Origin of the sequence: Acinetobacter sp. ME22 (assembly GCF_022012315.1) — a bacterium.
In the GTDB taxonomy this organism is placed as follows: Bacteria; Pseudomonadota; Gammaproteobacteria; order Pseudomonadales; family Moraxellaceae; genus Acinetobacter; species Acinetobacter brisouii_A.
In genome coordinates, this window is the sequence record NZ_JAKLTL010000002.1 from 102202 (window position 1) to 124333 (window position 22132).

Below are 22132 nucleotides of genomic sequence, written 5' to 3' on the forward strand. Positions count from 1 at the left end.
CGGCAATCTTAACAAACTCGACTGGATTAGCCTAGTTTTGCGCTGCAATTGCCTAAAAGAAAAAACCTCTGCCATGAACGAAGCATGACAGAGGCACTGAGGGAGAGCTGAGGAAATAAAGTTATGGATTAGTCAGTCATCGTCATCAGGCTAGCATTACCCCCTGCTGCTGCGGTGTTAATACTAATCGCACGTTCAATCACTAAACGTTCCAGTGGAATATCGGCACTGTTATTTGACATGTGAGTAATGCCAACAATGGCACCTGTGCGCGTTGCCATGACTTTTTGCAAGGCTTCAAGCTCTTGGGTCGAACCGTGATGCAGCACAGCATCATAATGTGCGGTAGCAATGTCATCAGTCAGTTGAATGGCATCTAGAATTTGTTTAGGCAATGACTGCGCATATTTGGCAAAGAACGCATTGTCACGTTCCAAGACAACTTTGGAGTTGACTGCGAAAATAGCCAGTAATTGATAAACCTGCTCTTGTTCAGTGGTTGCCAGTGACAGCACACGTTCACGTGGCAAAATCACATACTGGTTGCTTTCACCTGTCGGGCCTTGCAATTCATAGATTTTATCGACCATGAAACTCGGAACAGCATTGGTGTTGATGCCACTGATGTTTTTCGCAGCCCATGCTTTAAATGCTTGGTAGTTTTGTGTTGCGACTGCATTTTGATCGACCAATGTGGTTTTTACTGCAAATGGTGTTGTCAAACCTGCTGACGCGTGATCTTGCATTAAACGGTACAAATACAACGGACCGCCTGCTTTTGGACCTGTACCTGACAAGCCTTCGCCACCAAACGGCTGTACACCAACCACAGCACCGACAATATTACGGTTAATATACAGGTTACCGACATGTGCAGAATCAACGACTTTTTGAATGGTTTCATCAATACGGGTATGTAAGCCCATAGTTAAGCCATAACCTTTGTTATTGATTTGTTGCATCAAGGCATCCAGTTCGCCGTACTTATAGGTCACGACATGTAACACTGGGCCGAATACTTCACGCTCTAAATCATTCAGGTTTGGTAACTCAATTAATGTTGGGGGTACAAAAGTACCTTGTCCAAGTTGAGCCTGAGTCACAGTTTGATCGAACATCAGTTGATGCACAGGGTAGCCTTTGCCTTGCATTTTGCTGATATGGCGTTGAATGTTTTGTTGAGCTTCACTGTCAATTACTGGGCCAATATCAGTTTTCAAAAGGTAAGGATTACCCACACGAAGCTGTTGCATCGCGCCTTTGAGCATGGTCAATACGGTTTTGGCATTGTCTTCTTGCACACACAAAATACGCAGTGCTGAACAACGTTGACCTGCGCTGTCAAATGCCGAGTTGACAGCATCAAACACCACTTGTTCAGTCAGTGCAGATGAATCGACGATCATGGCATTTTGACCGCCAGTTTCTGCAATCAAGGTCACAGGTTGACCCTGTTGAGTCAAACGCTGTGCCACAGTTTTCTGCAGGATTTTCGCAACTTCAGTTGAACCTGTGAACATAATCCCGCTGATGCGCGCATCTTGGCTGAGTTTCGCACCGATAGTTTCACCTTGACCTGGCATGAACTGGAGAACCGCTTGTGGAACACCCGCTTCATGCAGCATTTTCACGGCTTGGAAAGCAACCAATGGGGTTTGTTCAGCAGGTTTGGCAATTACGCAGTTGCCTGTGACCAAAGCCGCAGCAATTTGCCCTGTGAAAATTGCCAATGGGAAATTCCATGGGCTGATACACAAGATGGTTCCTAAGCTTTGCAATGCTTTTTGATTTGGGAAATGCTGTGCTTGTTTTGCGTAATAACGCAAGAAATCAACCGCTTCACGAACTTCTGCAATTGCATTGGCATAGGTTTTACCGCTTTCACGGCACAGTAAAACCAACAGTTCAAGCAGACGTTCTTCCATCAAGTCGGCAGCACGTTCCAACGCTTGAGCACGCAAGACCACAGGGGTATTTTGCCAAGTGCTATGTTGCGATTGTGCTTGAGCCAAGGCTTGTTCGACTTGCTCAACTGTCGCTTCATTGACATGACCGACAATATCTTTGTGATTTGCAGGGTTGATCACGGCTTGATTGTTGCCTTGGGCTTCAGCCGCTTGACCTGCAACCAATGCCTGACTGTGCCATTGATGTTGAGCAAAGCGTTTTGCAACCGTATTTAATTCTTCAAGACAGCTGTCATTGGCAAGGTCAAAACCTTTTGAGTTCACGCGGTCTAAGCTATACAAATTCTTTGGAAATGGAATTGAGGCATGTTTCAAACCGACTGTTTTGTCATGTTGGGTATTTTGCTCAATTTCTTTCATTGGCGATTGAATCAAATCATCAATTTTAAGATTTTGGTCTGCAATACGGTTGACGAATGATGTATTCGCACCATTTTCCAATAAACGACGAACCAAATAAGCCAATAAGGTTTCATGTGTACCCACTGGCGCATAAATACGACATGGCACACCGAGTTTACCTTCAGCTTTTGAACCGACGACATTTTCATACAAAGGTTCACCCATGCCGTGTAGACATTGGAATTCGTACTGACCAGGGTAGTATTTTTCAGGGTTGGCAAGATTGTAAATCGTTGCCAAAGTTTGTGCATTATGACTCGCAAACTGTGGGTAGATATAGTCAGGCTCAGCCAGTAATTTTTTCGCACAGGCAATATAAGACAAGTCGGTATGCACTTTACGGGTATAAACAGGGTAGTCGCTCATTCCGTCAATTTGTGCTTTCTTGATTTCGCTGTCCCAATACGCACCTTTCACCAAACGAATCATCAGGCGTTTTTTGCTGCGTTTTGCTAAATCAATAATATAGTCAACTACGAAGAAGCAGCGTTTTTGGTAGGCTTGAATCACGAAGCCAATGCCTTTCCAGTTTGCCAAATCTGGCTCAAAACATAAACGCTCAAGCAGTTCTAAAGACAGTTCAAGGCGGTCGGTTTCTTCCGCATCAATATTTAAACCAATATTGTACTGTTTCGCCAAACGCGCCAATTCTAAAACACGGCTATACAGTTCTGTATGAACGCGGTCGTGTTGTGCGCGTTGGTAGCGTGGGTGAATCGCAGATAATTTAATTGAAATCCCTGCGCCTGTATAAACGTCTTTATCTGCTGTCGCTTGACCGATGGCATGAATCGCAGAAACATAATCCTGCATATAACGGTCAGCATCGCTTTCAGTAAATGCCGCTTCGCCTAACATGTCGTATGAATAGCGGAAACCTTTTGCTTCTAAAGTTTTTGCGTGGTTAAGCGCAGCTTCAATGGTTTCACCTGTAACGAACTGTTCACCCATCATACGCATTGCAACGTCAACCGCTTTACGAATAATGCCGCGACCACTGCGTGCCAAAATGCCCGTTAAGATACTCGATAAACTGGTTTTGCTTGGCTGCATGATTTTGCCAGTCAGCATTAAACCCCATGCCGCAGCGTTGACAAACATCAAGCTACTTTGACCCACGTGCTCTTTCCAGTTCCCTTGATTAATCTTGTCACGGATCAGCAAATCACGGGTTGCTTTATCTGGAATACGAAGCAGTGCTTCTGCCAAACACATCAGCGCTACGCCTTCTTGGGAAGACAATGAGAATTCTTGAAGTAAGCCTTGCACAATCCCAGCTTTACCCGCAGAGGCTTTACGCTCACGTAAACCTGATGACAAACGGAAAGCGAGTTCGTAGATTTTTTTGTCCAATTCACTTGGCAATTGGGCAAATTGTAAAAGTTGTTGTACTGCCTCAGGCTCAGGGCGGCGCCATGCCTGATTAATCTTGCTTTCGAAATGATTTTTTTCATCGAAAACAGTGATATCGGTCACAGTGGTCGATTGAGTTGCAGTGACCTTTTCAGTTTCCATCATGGCGCGTGTCCTGTTGCTAAAAAAATTGAACCAGAGGTGGATTAAATCTATAATTACAGAATCATTACCAAATAACTCACTATAATTCGGCTTCTTTTTAGAGAAAAATTTATATGTCAGACGCTTTTTTTAGCCTAGACCGTACAGACCTCAAAATTCTGGATTTATTACAGAAAGATGGGCGTGTTTCTAATATTAAATTAGCAGAAGCGGTCAATTTATCACCTACAGCAGTGATGGCTCGCGTACAGAAACTCAATAAAGAAAACTTTATTTTGGGTTATCACGCACATCTCAATCCTGAGAAGTTGCAAGCGGGTTTTTTGGTGTTTGTCGAGATTTTATTGGATAAAACCACGCCGCATGTTCTGGAAGATTTTATCGATGCAGTGCAGGAACACCCTGAAATTTTAGAGTGCCACATGACCAGTGGTGGTTTTGATTTTGTGGTTAAAATCCGCAGTCAGAATATGGACGAGTTTCGGCGTATTGCAGGGCAGGTACTTTGGCATCTACCAGGCGTGAAGGAAACGCGCAGTTATCCAGTCATGCAAGTCGTCAAAGAAACCACGCAAATTAAGCTACATAGCAAAAAATAAAAAAGGCATGCCAAAGCATGCCTTTTGATTTATCTGTCGATCTTAATGTTCACGACGATAGATTTCATCAGCTTGTTCAAAACGCTCAACAACATCACGAGCAGGTTGCTTGCTGATCAAGCTCACCACAATAATAGTTAATGTCGCAAAAATGAAGCCCGGGATAATCTCGTAGATACCTGTGGCAGCAAACATGTTTTTCCACAAGATGACAGTCACAGCACCAACAACCATCCCTGCAACCGCACCACTTAGCGTCATACGTTTCCAGAATAAAGAGAAAATGATTAGTGGACCAAATGCAGCACCAAAACCAGCCCATGCATAAGACACCAAGCCTAAAACTTTACTGTCAGGGTTGCTTGCCAAGATAATGGCGAAAACTGCAATCGCAAGCACCATTAAACGACCCACCCAAACCAATTCTTTTTGTGAAGCGTTTTTACGGATAAATGCTTTGTAAAAGTCTTCGGTCAGTGTGGTCGAACACACCAAAAGCTGACAGCTTAATGTACTCATGACAGCAGAGAGAATCCCAGCCATCACAATTCCTGCAACCCATGGGTTAAATAGAATTTGAGTCAATTCCATAAACACCAATTCAGAGTTTGTGCCGACTTTGCCTGCAAACTCTGGGTGTGCTTGGAAAAATGCGATACCGAAGAAACCCGCACCAACTGCACCAGCAAGACATAAAATCATCCATGACATGCCAATACGGCGTGCGGCAGGAATTGATTTTACCGAGTCAGCCGCCATGAAGCGGACAAGAATATGCGGTTGACCAAAATAGCCTAAGCCCCATGCCATTGAAGAAAGAATGGCAATCTTAGACAAATTGGAGAACATGTCATAGGCATGTGGACGTGCCGTTTCAACCAGTTGCGTGAATTGTGCTTGACCATCACCAATTGCTAAATAGGTAAATACGGGGGTCAAGAACAAGGCAAACAGCATCATTGCAGCTTGGAAAGTGTCTGTCCAGCTAATTGCCAAGAAACCACCAATACACACATAGCTGATCGTTGCGATTGCACTGACCCATAACGCAGTGGTGTAATCCATATGGAAAATGGTTTCAAACAAGCGTGCGCCTGCGACCATACCTGAAGCACAGTAGATTGAGAAGAAAATCAAAATCGTTAATGCAGATACAATACGCAAGACACGTTTTGAGTCATTAAAACGGTTGGTGAAATAATCTGGTAATGTGAGTGCGTTATTTTGGACTTCAGTGTGGACGCGTAGACGACCGGCAACAAATTGCCAGTTGAGCCAAGCCCCAATCGTCAAGCCAATGGCAATCCATGCTTCAGAAAGTCCTGCGGCATAAATAGCGCCTGGTAGCCCCATAAGCAACCAGCCACTCATGTCAGAAGCGCCTGCGGATAATGCAGTGACAAAACTGCCTAAGCTACGCCCCCCAAGAATATAGTCAGAAAAGTCGCGAGTTGAACGGTATGCATATAAGCCAATACAAACCATGGCAATAATATACAGAATAAAGGTAATAACGGTCGGATTAGTATAGTTCATAGATCATCCTGTCTAAAAAACGGTCCGTGTGTTGCGGTTCAGCAAGTGAATTAAATCTATAATTACAAAATAATTACCGAATAACTCACTATAATCAGGGTGTTTTTTAGAGGGAAATTCAAAAGTAATAATGAAATAATCGAGGCTAAAAATTCATCAAAAGTGAATATTCAGCAAGTGCAGTATGTGAAGCCAATCAGGTTGTGGGGAGTGCTGTATATGCAAATACAGTCATAAGTGATACGTCCTTAGGATTACGATGTAATCACGTGATGAGCAAGAAGGCATTCATTTTAGAGGAATTTGATCTGTTGATACAAAGTTAAAAGCAATAAGATCTTATTTTTGGTTTAATTTTTAGTCAGTTTTTAAAAAAATTTCAAAATTGCCCTTTTAAAAACATCAGGATAATCCTGTTTAAATCCCAATTGGCGAAAACTACCATTTCCAGTTAAAAAATAACTGATAAATAGCAATTTGGCTAAAGCAGTTGATCTAAATTTTGATTAAGCTAGATTTTGCACAGTTGAAGTGCATTATTTTGTAAAGGGTTTAAACATGGATAGCGTTAAAGCCAATCGACTAGAAAAAGATTTATTGGGCATTAAAGAAGTTCCTCAACATTGTTACTACGGTATTCATACTGTACGGGCACTGGAAAATTTCAAGATTTCTTCATTAACCGTAGGGCAACAGCCACATTTTTTACGTGCGTTAGCCCAAGTCAAAAAAGCATCTGCGCAAGCCAATCTAGAGGTTGGAAAAATTAGTGAGCAGATGAGTCAGGCTATTCAGGGTGCATGTGACCTGATTATTCAGACCCCAGAACATTGGTATAAAGAGTTCCCGCTCGATGTTTATCAGGGGGGTGCAGGTACATCGATTAACATGAACACCAATGAGGTGATTGCCAACATTGCCTTAGAAATGATGGGCTATCGTAAAGGGCAATATGATATTTTACACCCCAACGATCATGTGAATAAGTCACAATCGACCAATGATGTGTATCCAACGGCATTACGTTTAGCTACGTATAGTGTACTTGATCCATTGTTTGAGCAAATGCAACACTTGATTGCATCACTAGAAAATAAAGCATTGGAATTTAAAACTATTTTAAAAATGGGGCGAACGCAATTACAAGATGCTGTACCCATGACGCTTGGGCAGGAGTTTCATGCCTTTGCTACATTGCTAAAAGAAGATGTCCGCCTGATCCGAAAAACCAGAGAATTACTGCTTGAAATCAATTTAGGTGCAACTGCGATTGGAACAGGAGTCAACACCGTACAGGGTTATGCCAAATTGGTGACACGACATTTACGCCAAATCACAGGCTTATCGGTTAAAACCAGTGAAGATTATGTTGAGGCGACCAGTGACTGTGGGGTCTTTATTATTTTATCGAGCACCTTAAAACGTCTTGCAGTAAAATTAAGCAAAATCAGTAATGATTTAAGGTTGCTCAGTTCAGGTCCTCGGGCAGGGTTTGCTGAAATTCAATTGCCTGAAATGCAAGCAGGCTCCTCGATTATGCCAGCGAAAGTCAATCCTGTGATTCCTGAAGTGGTCAATCAGATTGCCTTTAAGGTCATTGGTAATGATTTGACCATCACTTTTGCTGCTGAAGCAGGACAGTTGCAGTTAAATGCCATGGAACCCGTTATTGCCTATTCAATACAAGAATCTATTTCACTGTTAACTGAAGCGGTACGTACTCTAGATGAAAAATGTATTCAAGGGGTGCGTGCCAATGAGCAAGTCTGTCGAGATTCAGTGATGCGTAGCGTTGGAATAGTGACTTTACTTGATCCGATTTTGGGGCATAGTTTATGTGATGAGTTGGGTAGACAATGTATTGCGGAGAACAAAACCATTCCTGAAGTTGTACTTGAGCGTGGTTTACTGACTCAAGAGCAACTCAATGATATTTTTAAATTTGAAAATTTAGTCTCTGAAATTGTAGTTGTTCCTGACGAAGAATTTGTACAAGCCAGCTAATCTGAATGGTGATTTAAGCCATCTTCGGATGGCTTTTTTATGAATGAATTGAACATGCTAAAGCACTGATTTTCTTTTGTAGATTGTTTGAATGACTCGGTATCTGCTTAGGAGGAAATCAGTTGTGTAAAAAGTTGAGCTATACCTTGTGTCGCAGTCTTTTGAATCAATTGATATTGTTTGGGTACAGCGGCATGGCTAGCTTTAGGGTCAATATAAAATGCCTGACAATGTTTTGGGATATGATGAATCAAACCCGCGACAGGATAAACCTGTAAAGTTGAGCCAATCACAATAAAAATATCAGCTTGACGGACAATCTGCTGAGCATGCTCATATTCGGGAACTGCTTCACCAAACCACACCACATGTGGGCGCAGAGGTGAGCCATCCTCAGCAAAATCACGATCTAAACGCAGTTCCCAACCATCAATTGGGTAGAAATGTTCTGATTCTTTGCATATATCTGGTGCAGAACTTTTTGCAAGTCGAATATTGCCATGCAAATGTATCACGTGCTGATTGCCAGCACGTTCATGTAAGTCATCAATATTTTGTGTAATGACGCTGACCTCAAAGTAAGCTTGTAATAATGCAATCAGTTGGTGAGCAAGGTTGGGCTGTGCTGCCAAGATCTGTTTACGCCGTTGATTGTAGAAGCGTTGTACCAGTTCAGGTTGGCGCGCCCATGCCTCAGGTGTGGCAACATCCTCAATGGCATAATTTTCCCATAAGCCATTACTGTCACGAAAGGTATCAATACCACTTTCAGCACTCATTCCTGCGCCAGAAAAGATCACCAGTTTTTGCATATTATTCTCCTGAGTGTTGATGATGTCGTCGTAAAAAAGCCGAAAGTGCCTGAGCAAATTTTTTGGGTTCAGAAACCAAAGGGGTATGCCCTGAGCGCTCAAATTCAACACAATGTGCTTGTTGCTGCATATTGGCGGCAATCAGGCGTTGTCCTTCAATTGGATACAGTTTAGAGCGTGTGCCCATAAAAAATGTACTTGGACAGTTCAGTTGCTGTAAAGCGACACGATAATCCTGATCATGCTGTAAATATGTATCGACATACCAAGCAAGATAATCTAAACGCTGCATGGGTAAAATAATCGGTTGCAGCATATGATGACGTTGCGCCACTTTAAATAAACGTGGAAATAAATCATTACTATTTTGAAATTCAAGAAGTTGATGCCAAATGGCAATCAGATGAAAACGCTCATGGCTTGACAGCTCTTGAATGTAGCGATGAGGGTGATAGGTGTGTAATAACTGAGAAAGCTGAGCCAAATGCTGTTTAAAAAGTTGTTGTTGTTCAGCAAAAAGTCCATGTGACCATGTTGCATCGACTGCAATTTTGGGGCTTTGATCGATATGTAGATAGGCTTGCAGATAAGTTGTTAAATCGCCGTGTGCCATACCATGCATAGCGGTTGTTGCACCCATTGAGTATGCAATCACGATAAATTTTTCAAGATGTTTATGCTGAATAACATCACTTAAATCTTGCCAATGACTCGAAATGGCATCTAAACCTTGAGGAATTTCACAGTGTCGGGAATGCCCAAAACCGCGCCAGTCAGGAATAATAAAACGAAATTTTTTACGATGCTGATACAAAAAAGGTAGCCATTGCCAGCTTTTCATTCCTAAACCTGAAAGCACGATGACAACCTGTTGTCCTTGACCAAATTCACGTACAAAAAGAGATTGTTGGTCACGCATGACATAAAATGGCATAGCTCACCTTATTCTTCTAATCTTGCCAAGACGGGAATTAATTGTTGTAACCATTTAATCCACTCCAGCTCAAGCTGTATGCCCAATTCTAAAATCATTTTATGAATATATAACGTCCGTTGTAGTGGAATATTATCGCCAAAATCTTTTTGATAAATGCTTTGATAAATGTTGAGCGTTTCCTGATGGAGGGTTAAATGGCGTTGTAACTCAGGCAAAATCAAATTTCCACCCAATTTTGCCTCTGCGCGAAGGCGTACCATCAAATCTTCACGAAGTTGGGCAGGAGGGCTTTGTTTACTGAGCCAGTCAGCCAGTTCAATTCGACCAGACTGTTTCACTTGATAGACTTTTTTACGAGAAGATTGAGCCTCATCTACGGTGGAAATCCAGCCTTTGCTGAGCATATGTCCTAGCTCGCGATAAATCTGTTGATGAGTTGCATTCCAAAAATAGCCCATAGAGCGGTCAAAGCGCCGTGCCAATTCAAAGCCTGTACTTGGCTTTTCCAATAAACTGGTAAGTAAAACATGGGCTAAAGACATAATTTTGACAGGATAACAAAAAGTGACTGAATAGATTATGCAACAAGTTGCATTGAAAAAGAAACTTGACTATAACTAAATGCAACAAATTGCATAATAACGCCAGCATGATGCTAGCAGGAGTCTGAAATGTCGACTTATCCGCATTTATTTGCCCCTTTAGATTTGGGATTTACCACATTAAAAAACCGTGTGTTGATGGGTTCAATGCATGTGGGATTGGAAGAAGCAGAAAATGGCTATGCACGTATGGCAGCTTTTTATGCTGAGCGTGCGCGTGGTGGTGTAGGCTTAATTGTCACGGGAGGAATAGCCCCCAATGCAGCAGGCGTGACATTTTTGGGCGGTTCAAAACTCGATAATCAGGAAGATGCAGAAAAGCATCGCCAAATTACTGAAGCTGTACATGAGGCAGGTGGTAAAATTGCCATGCAAATCCTGCATACAGGGCGTTATTCTTATCAACCTAACATTGTTGCACCTTCGGCAATACAAGCGCCGATTAACCCTGTAAAACCTCATGCATTAAGTGCTGAGGAGATTGAGCAAACCATTCATGACTTTATTCACTGTGCCGAAATGGCTCAGTACGCAGGTTATGATGGCGTGGAAATTATGGGGTCTGAAGGTTATCTGATTAATGAATTCATCGCTGCACGCACCAATCATCGAGATGATGAATGGGGTGGTACGTATGAAAACCGTATTCGTTTTGCTTTGGAGATTGTACGTCGTACGCGTGAAGCTGTAGGTGAAAACTTTATTATTATTTATCGCCTGTCGATGTTAGATCTGGTTGAAGGTGGATCAAATTTAGAAGAAGTCATCGATCTTGCGAAAAAAATTGAACAAGCTGGCGCAACCATTTTAAATACAGGCATTGGCTGGCATGAAGCGCGTATTCCAACGATTGCCACCAAAGTGCCTCGCGCTGCATTTACGTGGGTCACACAAAAACTCAAAGGTCAGGTCAAGATTCCATTAATTACGTCGAACCGTATCAATACCCCAGAAATGGCAGAACATGTTTTGGCATCTGGTCATGCGGATATGGTTTCCATGGCACGCCCGATGCTTGCTGATCCTGAGTTTGTACTTAAAGCCAGTGAAGGGCGTTCTGATGAAATCAACACCTGTATTGGCTGTAACCAAGCCTGTTTAGATCAGATTTTCTCGATGAAAATAGCATCTTGTTTGGTCAATCCACGAGCATGTTATGAAACCGAGCTGATTTTTAAAGAAGCCACTCAGAAAAAACGAATTGCCGTCATTGGTGCAGGGCCTGCAGGCTTAAGCTTTGCGATTTATGCAGCACAACGTGGGCATCAGATTGATTTATTTGATGCAGAAAGCCGAATAGGTGGACAATTTAATATTGCCAAAACCATTCCGGGCAAAGAAGAATTTTATGAAACACTGCGTTATTTTCAACGTCAAATTGAATTATATGCTGAACAAATTCAACTCAAATTAAATCAACGCGTGAATAGTGATCGCTTGCAACAAGCTGATTATGATGAAATTGTGATTGCGACAGGTGTCACGCCAAGACAACTCGATATAGAGGGTATTGATCATCCAAAGGTTCTCAATTATTTACAGGTTTTAAAGGAGAAACAACCTATAGGACAACGGGTTGCGATTATTGGCGCGGGAGGAATCGGGTTTGATACGGCTGAATTCATCACGCAGTCAGGAACCAGTGCCAGTATTGTGCCTGAAAAATTTTATGATGAATGGGGAATCGATCCGAGTTATGAATATACAGGAGGCTTAAAAGCCAGTCATCCTGAAACAGCGGCTCGAGAAGTGTTTTTATTGCAGCGAAAAAATAGTGCAGTTGGCGCACATCTAGGGAAAACCACAGGTTGGATTCATCGACTTGGTCTTAAACATCGTCATGTGCACATGCTCTCAGGCGTTACGTATGAAAAAATTGATGATCAGGGCTTACATATTATAGTGAATGAGCAGCGTAAACTGCTTGCTGTTGACCACGTAATTATTTGCGCAGGTCAAGAATCCTATAGCGCGATGTATGATGAACTGCTGGCACAAGGCAAGTCTGTTCATTTGATTGGTGGGGCTAAAGAAGCAGGTGAACTCGATGCTAAACGAGCAATTCGCCAAGGCGCTGAACTTGCAGCAACGATTTAACTGTTTAGAAATAAAAAACCAGCATTGCGCTGGTTTTTTTATGGCTAAGCATGCAATCTTAGTTGTTTAGTGCGGGTTTTGCAGCAGCAATTGCAGCAGCAACAGCATCATCTTCAGTTAAATGTGCTTTTTTGCTTGGAGCAGGTTTTTTCTCAGTGACAGCTTGGCTATTACTTGAATTTGCACTACTTTCTGTTGTAGTAGTTGAACTATTGGTTGCTGGTGCTGTGGTGTTGTCCGTAGTTGCTGTATCAGCAGTTACGTCTTTCGTTTCACGACGAATTTCTGTGGTGGTATGTTCAGTTTCTTCACGCTGAATGGTCACTACCTTTGGGGTTGGAGGTGCAGGCGGTGCAACTTCAGACGCTGCTGGAGCAGTAGTTTCATTAATAGAGTGAAATTGCTCAGATGCAGGATTTGTTGTTTGCTCAGATTGTGCAGGTTGATTATCTTGAGAAGGTTCTTTTTCTTTCGAGCAAGCTACAAGAAGTAGACCAGCGGCGATCGCACCGCAGAGCAGAAGTTTCTTATTCATCGCGTAACAAAATTGACTTAAATAAAGATGCGACATTATAGCAATAAAAATTCAATTGCAAATGTACAGATATGTCACCATATTGCATCAAAAATGGTGGTAAAATAGGCAATTGTAATTTGTTATGTGAATACCTGTGGAATGACTTTGCTTTATAGGGCCAGAGTAAAGTAAAATTGCCCAGCATTGCATGCCGATTTAGGCTTGATTGTACGAGAAACCGAATGACCCATTTTATTTTCGTTACTGGTGGTGTTGTATCATCACTAGGTAAAGGTATTTCAGCTGCTTCAGTTGCTGCACTTTTAGAAGCTCGTGGTTTAAAAGTAACCATGGTTAAAATGGATCCATACATTAATGTCGATCCAGGGACAATGAGTCCTTTTCAACACGGTGAAGTCTTCGTAACCGAAGATGGCGCCGAAACAGACTTAGACTTGGGTTATTACGAACGTTTCTTACGTCGTGCGAAAATGACCAAGCTCAATAACTTTACGAGTGGCCGAGTATATCAAGACGTCCTGAACAAAGAACGTCGCGGTGATTATCTCGGTGGTACGGTACAAGTTATCCCGCATATTACGGACAATATTAAAGAACGTGTACTTCGCGCTGGCGAAGGCTACGATGTTGCGATCGTTGAAATCGGTGGCACAGTTGGGGATATCGAGTCACTTCCATTTATGGAGTCTGTTCGTCAGTTATTGGTTGAACTTGGCCACAAACGTAGCATGCTCATGCATTTGACGTTGTTGCCATATATCAAATCTGCTGCTGAACTCAAAACTAAACCAACGCAGCACTCTGTAAAAGAATTGCTTTCGATTGGTATTCAGCCAGATATTTTAATCTGCCGTACTGAACATGATGTTGATGCAGACACTAAACGCAAAATCGCACTCTTTACTAACGTAGAAGCGCGTGCAGTTGTTGTTTGTAAAGATGCAAAAACAATCTATCAAATCCCGCGTAATTTCTATGAACAAAACGTTGATGACTTGATCTGTGAACGTTTTGGTTACAACGATTTACCAGAAGCTGACTTGTCTGACTGGGATCAGGTCTGTGAAGCATTATTTAATCCAGAGTACACAGTACGTGTGGCGATGGTGGGTAAATATGTTGAACTCCCAGATGCTTATAAATCAGTAAACGAAGCGTTATTGCATGCGGGTATTCAAAACCGCGTTAAAGTGCAAATCGATTATGTTGATGCAGAAGCACTTGAATCAAAAGATGTTGCGGCTGAGCTCAAAGATGCCGATGCAATCTTGGTTCCAGGTGGTTTTGGTGAACGCGGTACTGAAGGGAAAATGAAAGCCATTCAGTTCGCTCGTGAAAACGAAATTCCATTCTTGGGCATTTGCTTGGGTATGCAGCTTGCAGTCATTGAATATGCTCGCCATGTTGCAGGATTACCAGAAGCGACTTCAACAGAATTCAATCGTGCTACAAAATATCCATTGATTGGTTTGATTACTGAATGGTTAGATGAGCGCGGCGAATTGCAACAACGTAGTGTTGAGTCTGATTTGGGCGGCACAATGCGTTTGGGTGCTCAAAAATCTGAATTGGTTGCAGGCACGAAAACACGTGAAGTGTATGGTAAAGCTGAGATTACAGAACGTCACCGCCATCGTTATGAAATGAATGACCGTTTTATTGCACCGCTTGAAGAAGTTGGCATGAAAATTTCAGGTTATTCTGTTGCACAACATTTGGTTGAAACGGTTGAAATTCCTGCACATCCTTGGTTTATTGCAGTGCAATTCCACCCAGAGTTTACAAGCTCGCCACGTGATGGGCATCCGTTGTTCGCTAGCTTTATTGATGCAGCTAAAAAACAGTATCAAAAAAGTAAAAATTAAATTACTCCAACTTCAGGAAGTTTAAATGTCACAATTAAAACCACAAGAAATTGTACGTTTAGGCGATATACAAATGGCAAATCATTTGCCATTTGTACTATTCGGCGGCATGAATGTACTTGAATCAAAAGATCTTGCATTTGAGATTGCAGAAACGTATATCGATATTTGTAAGCGTTTAGACATTCCTTATGTCTTTAAAGCCAGCTTTGATAAAGCCAACCGTTCAAGCTTATATTCTTTCCGTGGTCCTGGTTTGGAAAAAGGTATTGAATGGCTTGCTGACATTAAAAAACATTTTAATGTTCCAATTATCACTGATGTACATGAACCGTATCAGGCGGCTCCTGTGGCTGAAGTTGCAGACATTATTCAGCTTCCTGCATTTTTAAGTCGTCAGACAGACCTTGTTGAAGCCATGGCAAAAACCAATGCCATTATTAACATCAAAAAAGCACAGTTCTTATCTCCACGTGAAATGAATCATATCTTGAATAAATGTCTAGAAGCAGGCAATGACAAGTTGATTCTTTGTGAACGTGGTTCTGCATTTGGTTATAACAACCTTGTCGTTGATATGCTGGGTTTTGATACCATGAAAGCCATGAATGTGCCTGTATTTTTTGATGTGACACATGCTTTGCAAACCCCAGGTGGTCGTGCAGACTCTGCGGGCGGTCGCCGTGCTCAGATTACCACGCTTGCTCGTTCAGGCATGGCAACAGGTTTAGCTGGCTTATTTTTAGAAGCTCATCCAAATCCAGATGAAGCGAAATGTGACGGCCCATGTGCCTTACGTTTATCCCAACTTGAACCATTCTTGGCTCAGCTTAAAGAATTGGATACGTTGGTCAAAGGATTTGAAAAATTAGACACACACTAATGCGTTGAATGCATTAGCTTATTAATTAACAGAGGAATTGTTCATGAGCCAAATCGTTGACATTCGTGCGCGCGAAATTTTGGACTCTCGTGGTAACCCAACCATCGAAGCAGATGTTATTTTAGATTCTGGGGTTGTTGGTCGTGCATGTGCACCGTCAGGTGCTTCAACAGGTTCTCGTGAAGCACTTGAACTTCGTGATGGTGATAAATCACGTTACTTAGGTAAAGGTGTACGTACTGCAGTTCAAAATGTAAATAGCGATATTCGCAATTTGCTTGTTGGTCAAAGCGTATTTGAGCAAAAATCACTTGATGAACAAATGATTGCGCTTGATGCAACTGAAAACAAAGCTAAATTGGGTGCGAATGCAACGTTGGCTGTATCTCTAGCAGCAGCGCGTGCAGCGGCAACTGAACAAAAACTTCCTTTGTTCCAATACATCGCAAATTTGCGTGGTCAAACAACATTGTCTATGCCTGTGCCAATGATGAACATCTTAAATGGTGGTTCACATGCAGATAATAATGTTGATATTCAAGAGTTTATGATTGAACCTGTAGGTTTTAGTTCATTCGCTGAAGCATTGCGTGCGGGTGCTGAAATCTTTCATTCCCTAAAATCAGTTTTAAACAAAAAAGGTTTAAACACTGCTGTTGGTGATGAAGGTGGTTTTGCGCCAAACTTGCGTTCAAACGAAGAAGCAATCACGGTTATTTTGGAAGCAATCGGTCAAACAGGCTATAAAGCAGGTTCTGACATTATGCTTGCACTTGACTGTGCATCTTCAGAATTCTACAAAAATGGTCAGTACATCCTTGCAGGTGAAGGCAACAAAGCATTCACAAGCAACCAGTTTGCCGACTACCTTGCAGGTTTGGTAAAACAATATCCAATTATCTCAATCGAAGATGGTCTAGATGAATCTGACTGGGACGGTTGGGCGTACTTGACTTCAATCTTGGGTGATAAAATCCAGTTGGTTGGTGATGACTTGTTCGTAACCAATCCGAAGATTTTACAACGCGGTATTGACCAAAACGTTGCAAACTCAATTTTGATCAAGTACAACCAAATCGGTACTTTGACTGAAACTTTAGATGCAATTTACCTTGCTAAAGCAAATGGTTACACAACTGTAATTTCACACCGTTCTGGCGAAACAGAAGATTCAACCATTGCTGATTTGGCAGTTGGTACTGCTGCGGGTCAAATCAAAACAGGTTCACTGTGCCGTTCTGACCGCGTATCAAAATATAACCAATTGCTTCGTATTGAAGAATTGACGCAAGCGATTTATCGCGGTAAAGCTGAATTCAAAGGTTTGAACTAAGCTTTATGTTGATGTTTTGGAAAGAGACCTTTAACTCTTTTTCAAGTCGCATCATATTGTGCCTTGCGATCATTTTGGTCGCAGGGTTTCAATATATGTTCTGGTTTGGTGAGGGTGGTTATTATGATCATCAAAAACTCATGCAACAAATCCAGCAACAAACGGAAGTTAACCAAGAGCTAAAAGAGCGTAACCGAATCTTGGGTGCAGAAGTTTATGATTTGAAAAATGGTGCAGAAGCGATTGAAGAACATGCGCGTTTGGACTTAGGTTTAATTAAGCCGCATGAAACTTTTGTACAAATGAGTACAATTACAACGCAGTATCAATCGACTTATGTTGATCCGAATAAGCAACAAGATGTAGGTACGAATGAAGATGAAGACAGCCCAGATATGCACTAAACTTTGGGCTATTATTCCTGCTGCGGGCTCGGGTCGCAGATTTTCACAAACTGAATTAAAACAATATCAAAACATCTTAGATCAGACTGTGCTTGAACATAGTGTGGCGCGTTTGAATCAACTTCCTCTAGCAGGTTATGTTCTGGCGATTAGTCCAGAAGATCAACTTGCCCAAAAACTCCCTTTAGCTTTTCCTGACAAAGCTCATTTTTGTTCGGGTGGTGCTGAACGTGTTGACTCAGTATTCAATGCCTTAAAGTATTTAGAAGCATTTGCAGCAGATGATGATTATGTACTGGTACATGATGCAGCGCGACCTTGTATTTTATTGAAATCATTACAAGATTTAGTTGAAAAGGCGCAACAGCATAACAGTAGTGCGATTTTAGCAACGCCTGTGCGTGATACTTTAAAGCGTGTGGTTGATCAGAATCAGATTGAAACTACGGTGAGCCGTGAAGCTTTGTGGCAGGCGCAAACACCGCAAATCGCAAAATTCTCTGTATTAAAAGCAGCGATAGAACATGCTTTGGCTGCTGGAATTAATATTACAGATGAAGCAAGTGCATTGGAGTTTTCCCAGCAGCCTGTGATTGTTGTGCATGGGCGTTCTGACAATATTAAAATAACTTACCCTGAAGATTTACAGTTGGCTGAACTTATTTTAACTGCTCAACAATTAGCAAATTAACTTGAGCTGTACTTTGAATTAGTCATATAAGCGATATGTGCCTGTAAAACGTTGGCAATTTTTCTTGCTGACACGATTGGTACTGCTTACGACCAAGACTGCTTTTTGATAATTAAACTGATACTGACATGCAGTTTCATTGTTGGTCACCTTGCTTTTATCTGCATTATTCAAGTATGCCAGAAAAGCAAAACTAAGTTTATCGAGACTGGTATTTGGATTGCGATAGACCCAGCCTTCAATTTTAATTTTGTCTTGTTCTAATTGATGAATTTGTAAATAGGTCTGCGGTTGAGCAATTTGACCATGATGATATTTAATAAAATGTTGTGTCAGACTTTGATTGAGTGAGCTATAAGCATTGAGGTCTTCACTACGCAAATCAAATTGTTGTTCTAGACAATTTTTATTTTTGCATTGAGCAAGGCGAGCTTGCCACATATTTTGTGTGTCGTGTAAAAGTTGTAAGGGGGCATTTGTAACTAAGTTAGAACTGAGATAAAGCTGATTAATCTGATTCACTTGCGATTGGTATTGAGTATGACAGTAGAGTTGGCGAGATTGATGCAACTTTGAATGACATAGCGGTTGTTCAGCAGAACTTTGGATACACACAAATACACTGAGTATAACCATACAGCCGAATGCTTTATTGCTATAAAGATTAAAATTCAACGACATGATCGCTTATACTTTGACAATATGATGCTAGCGCTAACTATAGCGAATCCGCAATAACAAACACAAGTCTTAGAAGGAAGTTTACCATGGTTGCAAAAATTAGAATTGGGCAGGGTATGGATGTACATGCTTTTGAAGATGGTGAATTTGTCACATTGGCGGGTGTTCAAATTCCACATACACAAGGATTAAAAGCACACTCCGATGGTGATGTGGTCTTGCATGCACTGTGTGATGCTTTGCTAGGTGCATTGGCACTCGGTGATATTGGGCAGCATTTTCCAGATACTGATCCAGAATTTAAGGGAGCAGATAGTCGTAAACTGTTGCAACACGTCTATCAATTGATTTTAGATCGGGGATATATGCTCAGTAATGCTGACATGACCGTGGCTTGTGAACGTCCAAAATTGGCGAAATACAATTTAGATATGCGTCAAAGTGTTGCAGATGTGCTTGATGTGGATGTCTCGCAAATTAGTATTAAAGCAACAACTACTGAAAAGTTAGGTTTTACTGGACGTCAGGAAGGAATTTTGGCAACTGCCACCGTATTGTTGGTGGCAGCAAGCTAAGAACAGGCATTATGAAAATGCTTTTCCCATCAGGGCTTGTTGAAGCTCTAATGTTGCTTTACGTCCTTGAAGTTGTAAAGCAACATTGTGGATCAAACCTGTCCACGTATCATTAGGTTCCCAAATTTGGTGTAAATAATGCTGTGCCTGTTCAATGTCATTGTTCATATAGTACTGGCGATATAAATACATCAATGCACTCACCCGATAATTTTTAGAGCAATGTATCCAGATACTTTGTTCTTTCACTAGAAAGTTCAGGGTATCGAGAACAAAGAGAGCTTGCTCTGGATCGGGAAGTTCCCAGTGAATGGGAAGTTGAATATAGTTTAGCCCCAATTCAAGGCAAATTTTATCTTCATGTTCAAGCGCATTGCTGGCATCACTCAATGCCAAATTAATGACGGTATTAATACCATAGGCTTTGATGAGCTTAAGCTCTTCAACGGTTGGCTGCCCTGAACTCAAAAGACGTTCATGAATATATTGAAAGTTGAGGGTCTGGCTAAGCGCTTGTTCTAAACTGTTCATGTGTGATCAATCATAAAAAACGCCATCATCATGATGGCGTATTGTAAAACAATTAACGGTTTGGTAAGACGTCTTTTAATGCATCGTGCATTTCAAGTAGCGTTTTTTCCGTTGTATCCCAATCGATACAGCCATCAGTCACGGATTTGCCATATTCAAGATCACATAAGTTGTCTGGAATATCTTGGCGACCGCCTTTAAGGTGGCTTTCAACCATTAACCCAACGATTGATTTATTGCCATCGAGAATTTGCTCAGTGACATTTTTAAGAACTAATGGTTGTAGGTATGGATCTTTGTTTGAGTTGGCATGGCTAGCATCAATCATGATTTTATTGCTAACTTTTGCTTTTGCCAAAGCTTGCTCTGCTTCTGCAACAGACGTTGCATCGTAGTTTGGCTTGCCGTTACCGCCACGGAGTACTACGTGGGCATAAGGGTTGCCATTGGTACGAATCACAGAAACTTGACCATCTTCATTGAGACCCAAGAAGCTATGTCCATGTTTTACAGCTTGCATCGCATTGGTTGCAACAGTTAAACCGCCATCTGTACCATTTTTAAAGCCTACAGGAGAGGATAAACCTGAAGACATTTCACGGTGAGTTTGGCTTTCGGTAGTACGTGCACCAATTGCAGACCAAGAAATTAAATCATGTAAATACTGTGGTGAGTTTGGATCAAGTGCTTCAGTCGCACACGGCAAACCGACTTCATTCAACTCGAGTAATAATTTACGTCCAATACGCAGACCTTTTTCGATATTGAATGAGTCATTCATATCTGGGTCGTTAATCAGACCTTTCCAGCCAATCGTGGTACGCGGTTTTTCAAAGTAGACACGCATAACCAAGTAAAGCGTATCTTTGACTTTTTCGCTGAGTGCTTTAAGGCGTTCAGCATATTCATGTGCAGCTTTTGGATCATTGATTGAACATGGGCCAATCACCACAAATAAACGTTTATCTTCACCATCCAAAATCTTACGAATCGTGTCACGTCCTTTGAGCACAGTTTGATAGGCTTGCTCAGAAAGAGGAAGTTCTTCTTTTAATTGTGCTGGAGTAACAAGCGGTTGGATACTTTGGATATTGATGTCATCAATATCGGCTGAGGTAATAGAATGGGGCTGTAAACTATTCATTGCCTTCACTGGTTAAAAAATACGATCATCAGGATGAATCTGACTATAGCATGCTTTATGAAACAAAGGAGCGTGATTGCACTAAAACTTTGGATTTAAAACGTCTATTAGTCTAATGCTCAACAGCATTAAACATGCTGTTGAGTTGAATTTGCAGGCTGAATCAACATTGCAGTTTCAGCTTTGGCTTTTGGCTTTTCTTTGCTTGGATGTACGATGAAGTTAATCCCCAGTAAAAATAAGGTAATGCCTAAAATTTTACGAATCATTTTTTCTGGCAGTTTCGAGCTGATGAGTGTGCCAAAAATAATTGCAGGAATCGAACCGATGAGTAACCAACCTAAAAGGTGAAAATCGACATTGCCCGAACTCATATGTGCCATACCAGCAACAAAAGTCAGTAACACGGCATGGGCAACATCTGAACCAATGATACGGATCATCGGGAGATTTGGGAAAAGTAGAATCAGCGCCATAACCCCAAAAGCCCCTGCACCGACTGAAGACAAGGTCACAAATATTCCTAAGACTGCCCCCATGATGATGATATAAATACGGCGTTTCCCCGTAAAAGATAATTCATCTGATGGTGACTGTTGGTCACGGAAGCGCTTAAAGAATTTCTCGATTTGTGAGCGAAAAACAATAGAAAGTCCTGTGATGGTCAACATAAAACCTAACACCATGGTCAGTAAGGCTTTGTATTGTGCGGACTGACTTAAATAATGCTCAAGAACCCAATGCGTTGCAAAGGAAGCAGGAATACTGCCAATAGACAGCCAAATGACGATTGACCAAACGATATTCAATTTTTTGGCATGTACTGCCGAGCCGCAAAGCTTAGAAATTGAGGCATAGATCAGGTCAGTACCAATCGCAATGTGGGGTTCGATCTTAAATAAACTGATCAGTATAGGCGTCATGAGTGAGCCGCCACCCACCCCTGTGATACCTACACAAAAACCAACAAGCATGCCTGCTAAAATGAACTGAACTGCATCAACCATGAGTGT

Annotated in this window: 19 protein-coding genes; 9 read left to right on the plus strand and 10 right to left on the minus strand. The window is 41.7% G+C overall.

Going from position 1 to position 22132, the window contains the following annotated elements; all coding sequences use genetic code 11:
• Window positions 1-128: 128 nt before the first annotated feature.
• The gene (gene putA, locus LVY74_RS03145; RefSeq protein WP_442862773.1) at window positions 129-3884 is read right to left on the minus strand and encodes a trifunctional transcriptional regulator/proline dehydrogenase/L-glutamate gamma-semialdehyde dehydrogenase; all 3756 of its coding nucleotides are present in this window, start codon (window positions 3882-3884) and stop codon (window positions 129-131) included.
• Window positions 3885-4000: 116 nt separating this feature from the next.
• Here putA and LVY74_RS03150 point away from each other — a divergent pair, with 116 nt between their 5' ends.
• Window positions 4001-4486 (plus strand): Lrp/AsnC ligand binding domain-containing protein, encoded by a 486-nt coding sequence (locus tag LVY74_RS03150; protein ID WP_045792865.1) that lies wholly within the window; start codon window positions 4001-4003, stop codon window positions 4484-4486.
• 42 nt (window positions 4487-4528) lie between these two features.
• Here the strand turns inward: LVY74_RS03150 and putP are convergent, their stop codons facing one another.
• The gene (gene putP, locus LVY74_RS03155; protein ID WP_237813806.1) at window positions 4529-6022 is read right to left on the minus strand and encodes a sodium/proline symporter PutP; all 1494 of its coding nucleotides are present in this window, start codon (window positions 6020-6022) and stop codon (window positions 4529-4531) included.
• Between the two features lie 558 nt (window positions 6023-6580).
• Here putP and aspA point away from each other — a divergent pair.
• On the plus strand, window positions 6581-8026 hold the full coding sequence (aspA, locus tag LVY74_RS03160; RefSeq protein WP_237813807.1) for an aspartate ammonia-lyase: 1446 nt from the start codon (window positions 6581-6583) through the stop codon (window positions 8024-8026).
• 107 nt (window positions 8027-8133) lie between these two features.
• Here the strand turns inward: aspA and LVY74_RS03165 are convergent, their stop codons facing one another.
• The 3 genes from LVY74_RS03165 to LVY74_RS03175 are packed head-to-tail and all read right to left on the minus strand — an operon-like array spanning window position 8134 to window position 10317.
• The gene (locus LVY74_RS03165; RefSeq protein ID WP_237813808.1) at window positions 8134-8838 is read right to left on the minus strand and encodes an SIR2 family NAD-dependent protein deacylase; all 705 of its coding nucleotides are present in this window, start codon (window positions 8836-8838) and stop codon (window positions 8134-8136) included.
• Between the two features lies 1 nt (window position 8839).
• Window positions 8840-9772 (minus strand): alpha/beta fold hydrolase, encoded by a 933-nt coding sequence (locus LVY74_RS03170; RefSeq protein ID WP_237813809.1) that lies wholly within the window; start codon window positions 9770-9772, stop codon window positions 8840-8842.
• 8 nt (window positions 9773-9780) lie between these two features.
• On the minus strand, window positions 9781-10317 hold the full coding sequence (locus LVY74_RS03175; protein WP_237813810.1) for a PadR family transcriptional regulator: 537 nt from the start codon (window positions 10315-10317) through the stop codon (window positions 9781-9783).
• A gap of 129 nt (window positions 10318-10446) precedes the next feature.
• On the opposite strand from LVY74_RS03175, the gene LVY74_RS03180 reads away from it, so the two are divergent.
• Window positions 10447-12474 (plus strand): NADPH-dependent 2,4-dienoyl-CoA reductase, encoded by a 2028-nt coding sequence (locus LVY74_RS03180; protein ID WP_237813811.1) that lies wholly within the window; start codon window positions 10447-10449, stop codon window positions 12472-12474.
• A 58-nt stretch (window positions 12475-12532) separates the two neighbouring features.
• On the opposite strand, the gene LVY74_RS03185 is transcribed toward LVY74_RS03180, so the two are convergent.
• A complete protein-coding gene (locus tag LVY74_RS03185; protein WP_237813812.1) occupies window positions 12533-13009 on the minus strand; it encodes a hypothetical protein in 477 nt (158 codons plus the stop codon).
• Between the two features lie 224 nt (window positions 13010-13233).
• On the opposite strand from LVY74_RS03185, the gene LVY74_RS03190 reads away from it, so the two are divergent.
• From LVY74_RS03190 to ispD, 5 genes are read left to right on the plus strand one after another with little or no spacing between them, the layout of a single operon-like run.
• Window positions 13234-14877: a CTP synthase gene (locus LVY74_RS03190; protein WP_237813813.1), complete on the plus strand. Its 1644-nt coding sequence runs from the start codon at window positions 13234-13236 to the stop codon at window positions 14875-14877.
• Window positions 14878-14902: 25 nt separating this feature from the next.
• Window positions 14903-15760: a 3-deoxy-8-phosphooctulonate synthase gene (gene kdsA / locus LVY74_RS03195; RefSeq protein ID WP_237813814.1), complete on the plus strand. Its 858-nt coding sequence runs from the start codon at window positions 14903-14905 to the stop codon at window positions 15758-15760.
• A 43-nt stretch (window positions 15761-15803) separates the two neighbouring features.
• Complete coding sequence (gene eno / locus LVY74_RS03200) at window positions 15804-17093, plus strand: phosphopyruvate hydratase (RefSeq protein ID WP_237813815.1); 1290 nt, start codon at window positions 15804-15806, stop codon at window positions 17091-17093.
• Window positions 17094-17104: 11 nt separating this feature from the next.
• The gene (ftsB, locus tag LVY74_RS03205; protein WP_237813816.1) at window positions 17105-17497 is read left to right on the plus strand and encodes a cell division protein FtsB; all 393 of its coding nucleotides are present in this window, start codon (window positions 17105-17107) and stop codon (window positions 17495-17497) included.
• Entirely contained in the window at window positions 17466-18188 is a 723-nt protein-coding gene (ispD, locus tag LVY74_RS03210; RefSeq protein ID WP_237813817.1) for a 2-C-methyl-D-erythritol 4-phosphate cytidylyltransferase, read from the plus strand. The genes ftsB and ispD overlap by 32 nt, the downstream gene beginning before the upstream one ends.
• Window positions 18189-18206: 18 nt before the next feature.
• Here ispD and LVY74_RS03215 read toward each other — a convergent pair whose 3' ends face one another.
• Window positions 18207-18869, minus strand: coding sequence for an A1S_1983 family putative colistin resistance protein (locus tag LVY74_RS03215; protein WP_442862766.1), 663 nt, complete (start codon window positions 18867-18869; stop codon window positions 18207-18209).
• Window positions 18870-18955: 86 nt separating this feature from the next.
• Between LVY74_RS03215 and ispF the strand changes: the two genes are divergently transcribed.
• A complete protein-coding gene (gene ispF, locus LVY74_RS03220; RefSeq protein WP_237813819.1) occupies window positions 18956-19444 on the plus strand; it encodes a 2-C-methyl-D-erythritol 2,4-cyclodiphosphate synthase in 489 nt (162 codons plus the stop codon).
• 9 nt (window positions 19445-19453) lie between these two features.
• Here the strand turns inward: ispF and LVY74_RS03225 are convergent, their stop codons facing one another.
• The 3 genes from LVY74_RS03225 to LVY74_RS03235 form a co-directional block, all read right to left on the minus strand.
• Window positions 19454-19975 (minus strand): protein tyrosine phosphatase family protein, encoded by a 522-nt coding sequence (locus LVY74_RS03225; protein WP_237813820.1) that lies wholly within the window; start codon window positions 19973-19975, stop codon window positions 19454-19456.
• Window positions 19976-20027: 52 nt separating this feature from the next.
• Window positions 20028-21119, minus strand: coding sequence for a 3-deoxy-7-phosphoheptulonate synthase (locus LVY74_RS03230; protein ID WP_237813821.1), 1092 nt, complete (start codon window positions 21117-21119; stop codon window positions 20028-20030).
• A 128-nt stretch (window positions 21120-21247) separates the two neighbouring features.
• Window positions 21248-22126: a sulfite exporter TauE/SafE family protein gene (locus LVY74_RS03235; protein ID WP_237813822.1), complete on the minus strand. Its 879-nt coding sequence runs from the start codon at window positions 22124-22126 to the stop codon at window positions 21248-21250.
• Window positions 22127-22132: the final 6 nt, after the last annotated feature.

Coding starts and splice junctions, on each gene's coding strand:
- putA (WP_442862773.1), bottom strand. CDS start 3,884: ATGGAAACTGAAAAGGTCACTGCAACTCAATCGACCACTGTGACCGAT.
- LVY74_RS03150 (WP_045792865.1), top strand. CDS start 4,001: ATGTCAGACGCTTTTTTTAGCCTAGACCGTACAGACCTCAAAATTCTG.
- putP (WP_237813806.1), bottom strand. CDS start 6,022: ATGAACTATACTAATCCGACCGTTATTACCTTTATTCTGTATATTATT.
- aspA (WP_237813807.1), top strand. CDS start 6,581: ATGGATAGCGTTAAAGCCAATCGACTAGAAAAAGATTTATTGGGCATT.
- LVY74_RS03165 (WP_237813808.1), bottom strand. CDS start 8,838: ATGCAAAAACTGGTGATCTTTTCTGGCGCAGGAATGAGTGCTGAAAGT.
- LVY74_RS03170 (WP_237813809.1), bottom strand. CDS start 9,772: ATGCCATTTTATGTCATGCGTGACCAACAATCTCTTTTTGTACGTGAA.
- LVY74_RS03175 (WP_237813810.1), bottom strand. CDS start 10,317: ATGTCTTTAGCCCATGTTTTACTTACCAGTTTATTGGAAAAGCCAAGT.
- LVY74_RS03180 (WP_237813811.1), top strand. CDS start 10,447: ATGTCGACTTATCCGCATTTATTTGCCCCTTTAGATTTGGGATTTACC.
- LVY74_RS03185 (WP_237813812.1), bottom strand. CDS start 13,009: ATGAATAAGAAACTTCTGCTCTGCGGTGCGATCGCCGCTGGTCTACTT.
- LVY74_RS03190 (WP_237813813.1), top strand. CDS start 13,234: ATGACCCATTTTATTTTCGTTACTGGTGGTGTTGTATCATCACTAGGT.
- kdsA (WP_237813814.1), top strand. CDS start 14,903: ATGTCACAATTAAAACCACAAGAAATTGTACGTTTAGGCGATATACAA.
- eno (WP_237813815.1), top strand. CDS start 15,804: ATGAGCCAAATCGTTGACATTCGTGCGCGCGAAATTTTGGACTCTCGT.
- ftsB (WP_237813816.1), top strand. CDS start 17,105: ATGTTTTGGAAAGAGACCTTTAACTCTTTTTCAAGTCGCATCATATTG.
- ispD (WP_237813817.1), top strand. CDS start 17,466: ATGAAGATGAAGACAGCCCAGATATGCACTAAACTTTGGGCTATTATT.
- LVY74_RS03215 (WP_442862766.1), bottom strand. CDS start 18,869: ATGTCGTTGAATTTTAATCTTTATAGCAATAAAGCATTCGGCTGTATG.
- ispF (WP_237813819.1), top strand. CDS start 18,956: ATGGTTGCAAAAATTAGAATTGGGCAGGGTATGGATGTACATGCTTTT.
- LVY74_RS03225 (WP_237813820.1), bottom strand. CDS start 19,975: ATGAACAGTTTAGAACAAGCGCTTAGCCAGACCCTCAACTTTCAATAT.
- LVY74_RS03230 (WP_237813821.1), bottom strand. CDS start 21,119: ATGAATAGTTTACAGCCCCATTCTATTACCTCAGCCGATATTGATGAC.
- LVY74_RS03235 (WP_237813822.1), bottom strand. CDS start 22,126: ATGGTTGATGCAGTTCAGTTCATTTTAGCAGGCATGCTTGTTGGTTTT.